Raw genomic sequence first — 13,985 nt, forward strand, 5'->3', positions numbered from 1 at the left:
AAAACCGAAACTAAGCCCGCTTTAAGCGGGTTTTTTATTGCCTGCAATTTAGATTAGAGGTCAGCATGTCTGGTAAAAACTTAACATTCAAATTGATCATGGATGCCGACACTAAAGGTTTTGTTGGTAACATCAAGCAATCAGAGGATGCAGCTAAGTCAGTATTTAATGCAATAAAACAAGAATCAGAACGGTTGAAACAAGCAACTGCCGATGCTTCGAAAGAAATTGGAAATATTATCCCTAAAGGCACCAGTGAGTTAGCAGATAAGCTCTCCCAATCTTTAAATGCTGCCACAGGCATTATTAAGGATGCGGGTGATAATGCAAAATCTACAGCTAGTAATTTTACTGATTTCGGCAACAAAGCTGAAAAAGCATTAGGCCAACTTAAGGGTGATTTAGCAGAAGCTAAGCGAAACCTTGAGGCATTCTCCAAAACTAGTGCTTCGCCAGCAGACATTGAAACTGCAAAACTTCAAGTAGATCAGTTAGAAAAAGAAGTTCAACAGGCAGACCAGGCATTTAATAATTTTCAGGCAGAAGTAGGCAAAGCAAACACAAACTTAAGAGAAGCAGATACAGCAGCTCAGTCAGCACAAAAAGGAATAGATGGCGCAAAATTTGCGGTAAATGCTCTAGTTGGTGCTATGGCTGCAATCGGTGTTGGCTTGGGTATTCGTGAGCTTGCTGAAGCAGCAGATTCTTATACTAACCTTTCAGCCCGGATCAACATTGCAACCAGTGAAGGCGGGAACTTTACCCATGCCATGGCTGGGGTGCACCAAGTTGCGCTGATGACCAATTCAAGTCTGGATGCTACTGCAGGCCTATTCACAAAAGTGAATGATACTGGTAAGCAGATGGGGATGACCCAACAGCAAAGTCTTGATCTGGTCAAAACCATTAACATGGCCATTCAGACTGGTGGTGGATCAGCAGCTGCAGCTGATGCAGCAATAACCCAATTCACGCAAGCATTACAATCTGGCGTACTCCGTGGTGATGAATTCAACTCCATCATGGAGCAAGCTCCGGGCATCTCAAAAGCATTGGCTCAGTCACTTGGTGTAACTACCGGTGAGCTGCGTAAGATGGCCGAGAATGGTGAGCTGTCAGCCGAGAAGGTTATTAAGGCCCTACAAGGTCAATCAGCCGCGATTGAAGCTGATTACAACAAGTTCCCTACTACTATTGGCAATGCCTTACAGCGTATCCAGACACAGTGGCAAATATTGATTGGCACCATGGACCAATCAACAGGGGCATCTGCAACTGTAGCTCAGTGGTTGGTTACCTTAGCTGATAATATGAGCACTGTAGAGACATTGCTTAAGGATATCGGCAGTGGCTTTGTTTGGATTGGAGATCAATTAACATTTATTGATATCTCTATTTTTGAAAGTCTTAAATCTGCTTTATCCAGTGCTTATGATGCCATTAAGGATGTTGTTTCAACTCTATTTGATCTAGGAAAAACAATTGCAGATATCTTGGGCACCTCGCTAACCAATGCCTTATCTGTACTTTCATCATTCACTGGTGAAGCAACAGCAGCTGGTGAACAAGTCAGTTTCTTAGAGCGTGTGCTACAAGGCTTATCTATTGCATTTGGTTTTATTGCGGATGGCGCAACAGCTATTAAAATTAGTATTAATCTTTTAGCAGGTGCGATGTTTGATTTAGCCAGTGCGGCAAATAGTGTACTGGCTGCTGTAACGTGGGGTGATGTAAGCAAGCAGTTCGCCGCAAATGCAGACACCATGAAAGCCAAAGCAAAGCAGTATTACGCTGAGGCGGATAAGGATGCAATGGATTTCGAATCCAAGGGTATGCAGCGCATGGAGGAGGCTGCGCAAACTCAGGATGAAAAAAATGCCAAAACTATAGCTAAAAATAAAGAGACTTTTGCAGAGCTTGCCAAACAAGCTATTGACTACACAGAAAAATCCAAAGGCTTGGCAGACGAACGTGCTGCCATCGATGCGCAATTAAATCAAGCGCGTAAGGATGGCAACCAGTCGACCATTGATGCAATTATCCAGAAATCTAATGAGCTAGAAGGCCGTGAGAAGGAGCATGCAGCCAATAAAGCCGCATTAGATAAGGATATGCTAGCTTCTGCTCAGGACTATGCTGAGGCCGCTATCAAGGCCAATGGCGGTGTCATGGATGGCGTGATGCAGGCCGATCTATTAACTAAGGGCTATATCGTTACCATCGATGAGGCTGGCAAGGTTAGTGTTCAGGCAGGTCAGAGTGCAGAGCAGGCTGCTGAAAGCGCTGCCAAAAAAGAAGAAGCTCTAAGGCTGGCCAAGGAAAATGTTAAGAAAGCCGATGAGGAATATCTGGCTTATCAGAAACAGGCAGCAGCTGAACGTGCACTCTTGGAGCAGCAGATTGAACAGGCCAAAAAGACTGGTGACTTAAATGCATTAGCATCTGCCCAATCCTCAATTAATGCCATCAACGCTAAAGAAGCAGAGTTGGCCAATAACCGTGATTTACGTATAGCTGAATTAAATAAAGCTAATACTGGATCTGGCCAAGTGGCTGAAACAGCATATTCAAGAGCATCTGCAGCGGCGAAACTATTTGGTGTAGATCTGGATGTCTCGCTAAACAAGGTTTCTAAATCATTCAATAGCTCTGGGAATGACTTGAATGATCTAAAGACCAGATTAGAGGAGGCCGGTATTACCGGCAAGCAGGCTGGTGATGTAACCTATCAGGCTTGGCTTAACTGGCTGGAAACCGCCAAAAGCCAAGCTGAAATTGATATGGCCAAAGCCAAGCTTGAGCAGTTTGGTGAACAGGGTAAGCTATCAACTTCGCAAGTTGAGCAAGGTCTGATTGCAATTAAGCATCAAGCACAAGGTTTGCCAGATGATATTGATCCTGTAACGGCTGCTTTTAAGCGATTAGGGATTGAGACTAAAGAGAATCTTAAGCTTTCTGCGCAACAGGCGTTAATGGATTACATCACTATCCGTGATAGTGGTCAGGCTACGGCTGAAGGCATCCAAAAGGCTTATGAGAAAGCAGCACAAGCAGCCGCCTTGTCTGGTGATCAAGCAGTAATTGCATCGGCTAATGCAGCAGGTGCAGGTCGAGATCTGAGAGTTGAAATCGACGAAACAGGCAAAGCCTCTGTTAAAGCGATGGATGATTTAACCGAAGCCAACCACCGCGTACGTGAATCAGCACGCCGTATTGGTGACGGTTATCGTCATGCTGGGCAGATTGCACGTGAAGAAGCCAAATCTTCTACCGAGGCCTGGGCTGATGCGGTCAATAAGGCCAGAGGTGATTTCAATAAGGAAATGAAACGCCAAGGCGAAGCGCTGAGCAAGGGAATTTATGGATATGACTCCTATACCAAGGACGATGTCTTATCTCAACTCAAGAGCAAAGGCTACAGCGATAAGGAAGCGCAAAAGCTTGCCGGCACCATCTGGTCTAAGGCTATGGCAGCGGATCGCAGCGCCAAAGAGCAGGGTTTAGGTAAAGAGAGCAGTGTCGCAATGAAAGCATTAATCAATGCTGAATTTGATCGGGCAGCAGCGAATGGTCTGACCACTCAACACGGAACCAACAAGATCAATGAGCTGCTTCGTTCTATCAATGTAGCTTCAACTGGTTCCAGTCTGAGTGACTACGCACCATCTATTCCTTCGGTGCCATCTGTCAGAGATACTAGTCAGCCTACCAAAGAAGTTACTTATAACTTTGATTTCAATGGTAAGCAGATGAAATTTAGCGGGCCTGCTGGACAGGAATCCTTAATGAATGAACTTGTGAATCAATTAAAAATACAGGCGAAATCAACATGAAACTCATTCGCTTAGCAACATCCGAAACCGTCCCATTAGAGGACGGTTTTTTATGGCCTGATGAATTCTCATGGAAGGCCATTGAGCAGAATCAGGCCTATGCCATGGATGGCACTCTGCATATTCAGGAAGGCAAAAAGAAATCTGGCCGGCCAATCACTTTACAGCCGGCGGATCCGCAAATGGGCTGGATCAAGCTACGTGAACTACGGACTGTTTTGGAATGGTCCAAGCTGCAAGGTGAAAATTTCAGACTGCAGTTTGAACAACCACATGACAGCCGACAATTCACAGTCAAATTTAATCACCAGGATGGGGCCTTAGAGGCCACACCAGTAAGAGGGATTCCAGCGGTATCACTGGATGATTATTTTAATGTGACTTTGCGCTTTACGGAGTTAGATGATGGCGATTGAAACCAAAGATTTAGTGATCTACAAGTCTGAGCGTTTAACTGATAACTCCGACGGTGGTGGTAAATACTCCGGCGTGGTTGTTCAGGACGGCATCAGCAACAACCTGTTCAATGATGTGTCAGAAATGGATCGAACCATGGGTGATGTCTCCATGCGTAAAGTCTTTCCGGCAGTTACTACTGAAGACACTGATTTATTGATGGGTGCAACGGTTTTTGTATCTGAGCCACCAGAAGATCCAAACGTCTCAGCACTGTTATTCAGCACCAAGAACTGGACTGATGAGCGCCAGTCCGCCCAAAACCGGGTAGAAAACTACTTGGCCAAAGGTGGTCAGATTGCCGGTACGCCGTTGGATACTCACTGGCAGGGTATGTCATCGCTTCAAGTCGCTATGTTTCCGCAAGAAGTTGAATCATCTGTTGGGGATACGATTGTTCTGATTAGTGATGAAGGTAAGGCCTTAGAGCGCGAGCAGTATGTGCGTATCACTAAAGTTGAAACCCGTACCGCAGTCATGGTCATCGATGGTAAAAACATTGAATACAAGGTTGCTACGTATTCCTTGAATGATGCTCTTGAAGTTGACTTTGTCGGATTATCAGCACGCCAGTGGTACAACGGTGAAAAATCAAAAACCATCATCCGCGATACCATTGTGGCGGATACTGGCTTGTATTACTCATCGACTGCACTGGCATCTGATGCGAATGTGGGTGAGTTTACAGTCGATGCTAAAAGCATCTTTGCCCAACTGATTCCATCGGCTCAGACTGAAACACCGATTATTGATGTCAATGCGGCTGGTGAAAGTGTGGTACTGGTGGCGGGTAATGAAGACGCGATTACTGTTAATTATCCAAATATGGTAATTGGTGTTAGTCAGAATCTCTATATTGGCTCTGCAGTGATTCCATCCAGTGTGACTTTCACCTTGCAAGGCCAGCAGATCACCGATCAGGGTGGCCTGCTTAAAAATACTCAAGGCACTCAAGTCGGCACAATTGATTATCAGCGTGGTTTGATTCAATGGACTGCGGCAGCACCAGCCGGCACCATGAGCCTGAATATCACGTTCAAGCCTGCCGCTGCACCAAATCAGTATTATCAAAGCGATGCATTTCCGGTGACTCAGAATAACCAAGGCACCAACTGGACCGGAGTGTTAATTCCGATTCCTGCACCGGGTGCTTTGTCGATCTCATATATGAGTCAAGGCAAGTTTTACGAGCTTAAAGATGATGGTTCAGGACAATTAAAAGCCTCGAGCCCATCCTTTGGTTCGGGCATGATTAATTATGAAACTGGATCTTGGCTACTCACCACAGGTGCTTTGCCGGATGTGGATACACCAATCTTGCTGAACTGGGGTACACCGATTGTTACCTTTGTTCGATCAAACTTAAGTGTTGAAAAGGCTGCATTTGAGTTTGATTTAGGGCGATTAGGCGTATTGCCAGGTGTCACGATTAACTGGACGCTTGAAGGCAAAGCCAAAACAGCGACTTCCAATGCTCGGGGTAAATTTACTGGTGATGCTAAAGGTGAAATTAACTATTCCGCGGGTACTGGAAAAATCATTCCATATGAGTTGCCACAAAAAGGTACGATTTTTTCGGTGATCTATAACTATGGATCATCACTTGAACAGACCAAAATGGATGTTGTGCCAGATCCAAGGCAAAAGCTCACCTTCACCATTGGTACAGGGTCAGCGATCCAGCCTAACAGTGTATATCTGGAAATTCCCGTACAGAGTGCTGACCGGAAAATAGCAGGAACAGTGCGGCTATCTGACGTGCCAGTTGATGCAACTATGGGGGAACTTGTCAATAGTCGCGGACAAGTACAAGGCAAGATTATCTATGTTACGGGCGCGGTTGAAGTTACACCACAAAGCACAGCGAATAGATTTGTGTCGATCTATACACCTACAAATGTCTACGGCGCTGCATAGGAGGAAATATGTCTTTTTATTCTCCACAAACATCCGGTATTCGAGGCGATCAGGTTGAGCTGAAAGCTTTTGATGCTGTCGATATACGAGTGAAATACCGCGATACATCCGGCTCTAACTCAGCAACACACACCGTGACTGCAAACAAGCTTAAGCTGGATTTATCTTCCGGCTTTGATGAACAGATTCTAACAGGTTCTGCGCGTTTTAAGGTTGGCGCTGATACCTTCTTGGACCGTACTGGCTTGCTGTATCGCAATGTGAATCCAACCAATAATAGTGGGATTCAGTCTGGTGTCATTCAATATGGCACTGGTATTGTTGAAATTGATTCCTGGACGCCTAATGCAGATAACACCATTACTCTGGAATCCCTGACTACAACAACTGATATGTTGCCAGTTAATAAGATCAGTTTCAGAACGCCAATCATGCCGATCCGGCCACAATCCCTAACTGTGGTTGTGGGTACTATTGAGCATGGTCAATTAACACTAACTGCAGATGAAAACGGGGTGATTGAAACCAGCCGGGCGCATGGTCAAGTGAACTGGGATAATGGTTTTGTCACGATTTACTTCTACACCAAAACTAAGATCACCGAAGAAAATCGGGCAGAGATTGAAGCGAATGACTGGTACGATCCGCTGCTTGAATATGATGAGTTGGATGGCCGTTATATCAATATTCCAGTTTGGGTCGATGCTTCATCAGTACGTTATAACGCAGTCGCTTATACCTATATTCCGCTTGATTCTGAAATTCTCGGCTTATCAGCTACCCGTTTACCGATCGATGGCCGGGTGCCAATTTTCCGGGTCGGTGGCATTGGAATCGTCAGTTCAAGCAAAGTGCAAGAGCTACCCAGTGCAATTGCAGGTACCACCTATGATTTGAATGATCAGCGCATTTCATGGGCAGAGCTTGAAGACAGCAACGGTACGAAAGTAGGTTTTGATTTATACACAGTTGATTATGACTATGGTCGAGTAACTCTGGGCGGTGACTTTGTACTGAGTAATCTATTTGCCCCGCTGACAGTGAAATACCGCTATCAGGACATGGGCCTGATCCGTGATGTACAGATCAATGGCCAGCTAACCTTTACCAAGCCTTTAACCCATAACTATGATGCGGTGGATACCATTGTTGGATCTGCTTTAGTCATCGGTGACATGCAAGCGCGCTACACACGTAAATTTGTGCAGCAGTCATGGAACAATGCCTGGGCAGATGAGGCGACTGGCGGCGGTATCTCGGCAAACTACAATGATGCTCTGTATCCAATTGTTGTAACGAACAAAGGCGCAATTCAGGAGCGCTGGGCGCTGATATTTACTGATGCAACAAACTTCCGTTGTGTTGGTGAATATTCAGGGCAAATCGGTACTGGCAGCGTGAATGCAGATTTTGCACCGATTAACCCTGTGACTGGTTTGCCTTATTTCACAGTAAAAAAGGAAGGCTGGGGCGCAGGTTGGGCAAATGGTAACGTTTTGCGCTTTAACACTGTAGCTGCAAACTTCCCAGTTTGGGTGATTCGTACAGTGAAGCAATCTGAGCCAGCTGTGCTGTCTGACCAGTTTCAGATCATGCTGCGTGGTGACATTGACCGCGTGGTTTAAAGGTTAAATCAAATATGACCGCTTTATGCGGTCTTTTTTTATGAGCAAAAGAATATGACGATGAAGCAAACACAAACAAAAGTATTTAGATTCTCTGATGTAGACTTGGACCTAACTCCAGCAAGTAAAATTAAGCTTCCTATAGCATTTAAGAAAATTCTATCAAGTGGCTACAATACTCAAATTGTTTCAAGCGTTAGTGTGAGTGGGGGTAGCGTTACTTTAAGTTATGGTGTATCACACGGCTATGTGGCTGGCCGTGTCTTAAAAGTCAATGCACCTGAACTTTTAAGCATTAATGGTGGTGAGTTTGTCATTGATAGCGTAACGGATAATACTGTTAGTTTAACAATTGACGACGCACCATCTCTAATTACAGGTGGGTTTACAACATTGGTTGCCCCGCTAGGGTGGCAGCTATGTTATGAGTCTGAAAGCACATTTGTTCATCTCTACAAGTTAAAGAATCTTAATGGGTCCGAATTGTACTGTCGAATGGTTTTTAGTATGGCAAACGGTGCCACAGCTAGAAGTATGATACAAGCGACTTTAGGTCACACTGCAGATGAATCTACAGGAGTCATCACAGATCAACAATCAAGCGCACAAGGCTTAACAAATACTATAATAGACAATAATTCAGGCTCAATCTGGAAGTTGGCTAAATATGCGAACTCAACACACAATAATTTCACTCACGCACAAGGATTATCTTTATTCCAAGACACTGTAATTATTGGCAGTCAGTTCCACTTGCTCGGTTTGATAACATACATTAGTGAGAACAAAGGGTTCTTTGGTTTTGCGCCAGCAGCCACTCTTTCTTATGAAAAACTTAACTATCCAGTTAATTTTGCAAGTACATTATCAGCCATTTACTCTGAAGATGCAGGTTGGTATTTAAGTAATAATAACTGGAATATCAATGGCATAAAAGTAATAGCTCGACCATATATCTCGACTGGTGCAGCACCAACTCACACCTATCCCACAGCAAATGCATCATATTTGCCAAACAATATAGATGGATTTGAAACAAGTATTGCTTACCCCATTGAGCTTTTTGAAGCATCAACAACGCAGTTTTTAGGTTTTGTCTCGGGCGGCTTGTATAGATGGGCTCACTCATCCTCCAATCTACCAGGACCAACAGAGCTACCAAAACTAACAACAGATGTGGATTTTAACAATCCAATTTACATTCACAACGGTGGATTTAATGGGCCTTCTTCTAGTTTTTGGTTTGTGGCACCAGTTGAGGAGATAAGAATTGAAGGTTAAATTATTTCGAGCGCATTTTTCTAATTATGATGTATCAAATATCATCCTTGCACAAAAGAAATATAGATTGATTCCTTTGCCGATACGCATGTTTTGCCCCAGAACACCTAATCAGGGATTTGGTCGAATTAAAGGGAATATAAAAAAGATGGGGCAGCAGTATCAGTACGCTAAAATCTGTTGTTTTGATAAAGCATCAAGATTGCTTTTATGGGAGGTGAGTCCAACAAAAAATGGCGCATATCACTTCAGAAACATAAAAGAGGGAGTTGAGTATTTCATCATAGCATTTGATTTAAATAATCAATACAACGCGGTTATTCAAGATAATGTGGTGGCAAAATGAGTAAAACATCTATCAATGCTCGGCTTGCCATGATTCAAGCCTTTGCAAATTTTATGGATAACGGTAGCCAAAGTGCTACCGTTATTTTTTATGAAGGTGTTCAGCCTGCAAATACATCAGTTGCAGCAGATTCAAATAATGCTTTGGTCACTTTGGTTTTTCCTGAGCCATGCATTAAAGAAACCACACCAACTTATGTTGAATTACACCCAACTGACACAGGCTCGGTTATTAAGACTGGTACAGCCACATGGGCGCGTATTTTTAACGGTGCGGGCGAGGTGGCAGCAGATCTAACTGTGGGTACTGATATATCACTGGCAAATAGCAATTTAGTCGTGGGCGGCACGCTGTTTATCCAGTCCATCAAACTTAGACCGTAACTGAAAAGGGTGCTCATGTGGATTTTAAAAATAAGCTCGGCACCGTTGATGCTCACAACCTAAACTTAAACTTTAAGCCTGATAATACTGACAGCCATAACATCATTCTGAATTTTGAGCATCTGGCCGATGGCTCAACCAATCTCAATTTTGGCGATGATGTTACAGCTGTAATCGATACGGTACTCGATGCTGAATTCTCATTTGAAATTAACGCAGTGTATGCGGAGAGTGGTGCGAATACTGCGGTCATAGATACGGTACTCGACACTGGATTTAGCTTTGATGCAGTTGCTGTATTTAGTGAAAACACTGATGTTATTGGCCAGATCGATACGATTTTAGATACCAATTTTAGCTTTGAAATCGAAGCAGTATTTAATGAAAATCTGTGCACCATTGATACGGTTTTAGATACTGATTTTAAATTTGAAGTTAAAGCATTATTCGACATCAACCATCTGGTCGGGGTGTCTTATGGTTTTGACATGCGATATCAGAAAGCGATTGCATGCCTGAGCACCTCAGAAATACCGTGGGCCAAACCAGTATTAAGAGTCTCAAATGAGGCTCTTTTTTATGACCAGGGTTTGGTGATTTCCAATCAGGCAGATATCCAGTATGAGCAGGCAGGGTCATTAACCCGGGCGATTAGATCCATACATGAGCAAGCAACCGGTTTAAGTTCTGATGCATATGTGGTTTGGGAAGAAGGTGATAAACGCTTTATTCATCAGCGCTACCTGCATGAAGAAACGATCAAACTGCGGCATAACCGGCAAACGGTCTGGCAGGAAATGATCCGTCGGCGTAAGACTTTTACTTACTCACATGAAGTGGCTCAAGTATTTGAGCACCGTTTTTCATTTGAGTGGGATAATGGCCTGGAGATTGTTACCAAGTCAGATTTGCCTTGGGATAAAGCCAAAGCAATTCACTACAGAAAGCATCCTGTTCAACCATGGCCAAAGCCTGAATTACCCAAATATGAAGGTAGTACGGATCTCAATTTTATCTGTCTCTGTCATGACGTTGATTCACATGATGTTGTTTTAAATTTTGGCGCAGATGACTGTATCCCAGCACTGCCAAAACGAAACTGGTGGTATATCGTGAATACATTAACAGCCGAGCGATTGGATACCGGCGAGAAGATTCAAGTGATTGATGGCAGCTACACTACCAGCAGGTCACAGTGGTGCTGGACTTACTCGATTACCGTGGCTCACACGGAAAAAGACAAGCTGCAGCCGATTAACAGTCAGCCAGTGATTCTCAAAGTCACAATCAATGGGTTCGAACATCATATTCTACTGGAAGATCCAGAGGAAACCCGTCGCTTTGCCAGTGTTTTATACACTTATCCGGGTCGAAGCGTGACCGCTTTGAACTCAGATAAGTACGGGCCAACACGCTCATTCATTCAGGATAACGAACGCACCTCTGTTCAACTGGTTCAGACTGAGATTGATCGGGCGAATAGCGGTACCAACCTGGACTGGAAGCTAATTGATGAGCTAGGCTGGATCGTACCGGTTGAAAGCTTGAGCTATGCCGAACTTGCACCAATTGATGCAATAAAGCAGGTGGTTGATGCAGGTGGTGGTTTTATCTATAGCCAGAAAGCGGGTAATACGCTGACTATCTTACCCCGGTACCAGAAAGGCTACTGGGATTCGATGACGGTAGAGGATTACGACATTCTGCTATCTGAAAGCCTGGTCATGCAGCAGACCATTAAACAGAACGATGAATATATTGCTGACTTTAACGCCATCACAGTGGTGAATAGTCGTAGTGGTGAAAGCCTGAAAGTACAGCAGCGTGGCACCTCGGGTGATGTACCGCTTGAGACGGTCACAGGTCCATTGTTTAATGTGGTATCGGGTGCCAGCTATGGCAAAAATGAACTGGTCAAAGCTAATATTCAAGAGCTGCATACTTTCTCGGATATTCCGGTCAGTCAAGAAATTGGCGAGATGCTACCCGGTAAATCGATTGCATTTAATGGCCAGTGGTGGGGCGTGATTGATGGGGTGAGTGGCAGTTTCTCGCATGAAAAGGTGAATGAAACCATTATCGTGGAGCGCATTAGCCGTGAGTAATCCTTTATTTGAACTGCGTAAGCTGCTTAATCCGACCCATGCGGAATACATCGGTACCATCACTTCAGTGAAGCACCCAGAATACCGGGTGCAGATCGATGGAGGCTCTGGTCCTGTACTTTGTACTTCTGGTACAGCCTACAATTTAGGTGCCCGGGTATTTATTGCAAACCAAATCATTTTGCGGCCAGCACCAACAGGGCAGCATTCACAAGTAGAAGTTTAACGATCAACAAAATAACAGCACCTTCGGGTGCTTTTTTAATGTCAATAATTTAGGGGGATGTATGGCTAAAGGGGATGTATATGGACTTTCTTAGTCAAGTATTGGAAAGCATAAAGAACCATTCACACATCCTTTTTACGGGTGTGCTGGGTGCGACTTTTGGCTTTCTATTAAGCAAGGAGCCGACTCGGGATCGCTGGATAGGATTCTTTGCTGGCTTTATTTTATGTGTGGTCTTTGCTAAACCGGCAAGTTTATTTCTTGCTAGCGGTAACTACCCAGAACTATTTGGTTTCATTCTGGGTGCTGCTGGTAAAAGTACAGCTGAAGCATTGCTGAGTTTGGCTCGATCAAGAGTTCTTGGTTTGGTCAAAAAGGAGAATGAAGATGCTGCTAATCATAAGTAAGACGGCTTTGGTGTTATTTATAGTTTCGTTTGCCATCATGGCATTTCATCCAAAAATTCAACTTCCAAAACATATCGATTTTCTATTGGTGTTGTCGATCCTTTTTGGGGCAGCACTTTTTGTTAAAGATGAGTATTCGCCCAGTCCAGCTGGAACACTTTTTTACACCACTGTAAGCATTTTATTCGCACTCTTTACCCGACAACTCTATATTTGGGGTAAGGGTGGTGCACGTCCTAAATTTTTCACTACGGATAAAGATGATGAACACCACTCAAATTAAAAAACTCCAGCGAGCAGTAGATGTGCATGATGACGGCATTATTGGTCGTGGCACCCTGACTGCGGTATTTAAAAAACTAGGTGCCAGCCAATCACGCGCTGAAGAATTGGGTCTTGCTGCTAATGTTCACTTGAAAAACTATGGCATTCTCGATAATCCACTTCGCTTCACCCATTTCCTTTCACAACTTGCACATGAGTCGGGCAACTTCCGATACATGGAGGAAATTGCATCCGGTGCAGCATATGAAGGCCGAAAGGATTTAGGTAATACACAGCCAGGGGATGGGAAACGATTCAAGGGCCGCGGACCAATCCAATTAACTGGCCGCGCAAACTATCGCAAGTATGGCCAGCAGCTCGGCATTGACTTTGAAAACAATCCAGAGATTGTAGCTATACCAAGTATCGGCCTGATGGTTGCTTGTAAGTTCTGGTCTGATAATGGTTTGAACTCCTTGGCTGATCAAGACGGCGTGCAGATGATTACACGCCGGATCAATGGCGGTACCAATGGCCTTGCAGACCGTAAAGCTCATCTGGCGAAATTAAGAGGATGGATAGTCTAATGCCAATACTCACAGTCTTATGGAAATACAAACACTGGATCGCAATTGCGATCTTTTTTGCTTTATGGGTGGGGCAAATTGCTTACACCAATCATTTGAGTGGAAAGTTGCGTAAAGCCAGTGAGCAATGCACAGCCAAAATTCAGGACATTGAGCAAAAGCACCTCAAGGCTTTGACTGAAAAACAAAATCAAATTAACCAGATGAGTTTCGATTATGAAAACAAAGTCAGAACAGCGTGTACAAGTCGAAACAGTTACACGTGAAGTGCAAAAGATCATTGATCGTCCTGTTTATCTCAATCACTGCTTTGATGATGACGGCCTGCAGCAACTCAACTCACTTATCGCCAGTGGTACCAGCGAACCTCCTTGAGCCATGCGCTGATTTACAGCAGTTGGAGTCCGGGCGGGGTAAGGTTGCTTTAGCCTGGTCCGTGAATACGGTTGCTAAATATAATGACTGTAAGGCGCGACATGGTGCAATTGTAAAAGCCCTCAAGTGAGGGCTACACAGCCCGCTCGATTACGACGAATGTGAATGTGGGGGTGTGTG

General features: G+C 44.2%; 12 protein-coding genes and 1 pseudogene. All 13 read left to right on the plus strand.

From position 1 onward, the window contains the following. Positions 1-65 precede the first annotated feature (65 nt). Positions 66-3,833 carry a tape measure protein gene (locus E5Y90_RS06590; protein ID WP_174659759.1) on the plus strand — a complete coding sequence of 1,256 codons (3,768 nt, stop codon included), beginning with the start codon at positions 66-68 and terminating at the stop codon, positions 3,831-3,833. After that, positions 3,830-4,249, plus strand: coding sequence for a hypothetical protein (locus tag E5Y90_RS06595; RefSeq protein ID WP_174659760.1), 420 nt, complete (start codon positions 3,830-3,832; stop codon positions 4,247-4,249). The genes E5Y90_RS06590 and E5Y90_RS06595 overlap by 4 nt, the downstream gene beginning before the upstream one ends. After that, positions 4,239-6,206 (plus strand): hypothetical protein, encoded by a 1,968-nt coding sequence (locus E5Y90_RS06600; protein WP_174660573.1) that lies wholly within the window; start codon positions 4,239-4,241, stop codon positions 6,204-6,206. Before E5Y90_RS06595 ends, E5Y90_RS06600 begins: the two co-directional genes overlap by 11 nt. An 8-nt stretch (positions 6,207-6,214) precedes the next feature. Further along, entirely contained in the window at positions 6,215-7,831 is a 1,617-nt protein-coding gene (locus tag E5Y90_RS06605) for a hypothetical protein (RefSeq protein WP_174659761.1), read from the plus strand. A gap of 60 nt (positions 7,832-7,891) precedes the next feature. After that, positions 7,892-9,112 carry a hypothetical protein gene (locus tag E5Y90_RS06610; RefSeq protein ID WP_174659762.1) on the plus strand — a complete coding sequence of 407 codons (1,221 nt, stop codon included), beginning with the start codon at positions 7,892-7,894 and terminating at the stop codon, positions 9,110-9,112. Continuing rightward, positions 9,102-9,458: a carboxypeptidase regulatory-like domain-containing protein gene (locus E5Y90_RS06615; protein ID WP_228723979.1), complete on the plus strand. Its 357-nt coding sequence runs from the start codon at positions 9,102-9,104 to the stop codon at positions 9,456-9,458. The genes E5Y90_RS06610 and E5Y90_RS06615 overlap by 11 nt, the downstream gene beginning before the upstream one ends. Then, positions 9,455-9,841, plus strand: a complete 387-nt coding sequence (locus E5Y90_RS06620) for a hypothetical protein (protein WP_174659763.1) — start codon at positions 9,455-9,457, stop codon at positions 9,839-9,841. Before E5Y90_RS06615 ends, E5Y90_RS06620 begins: the two co-directional genes overlap by 4 nt. A 17-nt stretch (positions 9,842-9,858) precedes the next feature. Further along, positions 9,859-11,946 (plus strand): hypothetical protein, encoded by a 2,088-nt coding sequence (locus tag E5Y90_RS06625; RefSeq protein WP_174659764.1) that lies wholly within the window; start codon positions 9,859-9,861, stop codon positions 11,944-11,946. Then, on the plus strand, positions 11,939-12,172 hold the full coding sequence (locus E5Y90_RS06630) for a hypothetical protein (protein WP_174659765.1): 234 nt from the start codon (positions 11,939-11,941) through the stop codon (positions 12,170-12,172). The genes E5Y90_RS06625 and E5Y90_RS06630 overlap by 8 nt, the downstream gene beginning before the upstream one ends. 80 nt (positions 12,173-12,252) lie before the next feature. Further along, positions 12,253-12,579, plus strand: coding sequence for a hypothetical protein (locus E5Y90_RS06635; protein ID WP_004646469.1), 327 nt, complete (start codon positions 12,253-12,255; stop codon positions 12,577-12,579). Then, positions 12,560-12,862: a hypothetical protein gene (locus E5Y90_RS06640; RefSeq protein ID WP_151206237.1), complete on the plus strand. Its 303-nt coding sequence runs from the start codon at positions 12,560-12,562 to the stop codon at positions 12,860-12,862. Before E5Y90_RS06635 ends, E5Y90_RS06640 begins: the two co-directional genes overlap by 20 nt. Beyond that, entirely contained in the window at positions 12,843-13,430 is a 588-nt protein-coding gene (locus E5Y90_RS06645) for a glycoside hydrolase family 19 protein (protein ID WP_174659766.1), read from the plus strand. Before E5Y90_RS06640 ends, E5Y90_RS06645 begins: the two co-directional genes overlap by 20 nt. Next, positions 13,430-13,805 (plus strand): annotated as a pseudogene (locus E5Y90_RS06650) (hypothetical protein). Before E5Y90_RS06645 ends, E5Y90_RS06650 begins: the two are co-directional and overlap by 1 nt. Positions 13,806-13,985: the final 180 nt, after the last annotated feature.

It is taken from the genome of Acinetobacter sp. 10FS3-1 (assembly GCF_013343215.1).
Classification (GTDB): Bacteria; Pseudomonadota; Gammaproteobacteria; order Pseudomonadales; family Moraxellaceae; genus Acinetobacter; species Acinetobacter lwoffii_C.

Coding starts and splice junctions, on each gene's coding strand:
- E5Y90_RS06645 (WP_174659766.1), top strand. CDS start 12,843: ATGAACACCACTCAAATTAAAAAACTCCAGCGAGCAGTAGATGTGCAT.
- E5Y90_RS06600 (WP_174660573.1), top strand. CDS start 4,239: ATGGCGATTGAAACCAAAGATTTAGTGATCTACAAGTCTGAGCGTTTA.
- E5Y90_RS06595 (WP_174659760.1), top strand. CDS start 3,830: ATGAAACTCATTCGCTTAGCAACATCCGAAACCGTCCCATTAGAGGAC.
- E5Y90_RS06640 (WP_151206237.1), top strand. CDS start 12,560: ATGCTGCTAATCATAAGTAAGACGGCTTTGGTGTTATTTATAGTTTCG.
- E5Y90_RS06610 (WP_174659762.1), top strand. CDS start 7,892: ATGAAGCAAACACAAACAAAAGTATTTAGATTCTCTGATGTAGACTTG.
- E5Y90_RS06635 (WP_004646469.1), top strand. CDS start 12,253: ATGGACTTTCTTAGTCAAGTATTGGAAAGCATAAAGAACCATTCACAC.
- E5Y90_RS06620 (WP_174659763.1), top strand. CDS start 9,455: ATGAGTAAAACATCTATCAATGCTCGGCTTGCCATGATTCAAGCCTTT.
- E5Y90_RS06605 (WP_174659761.1), top strand. CDS start 6,215: ATGTCTTTTTATTCTCCACAAACATCCGGTATTCGAGGCGATCAGGTT.
- E5Y90_RS06590 (WP_174659759.1), top strand. CDS start 66: ATGTCTGGTAAAAACTTAACATTCAAATTGATCATGGATGCCGACACT.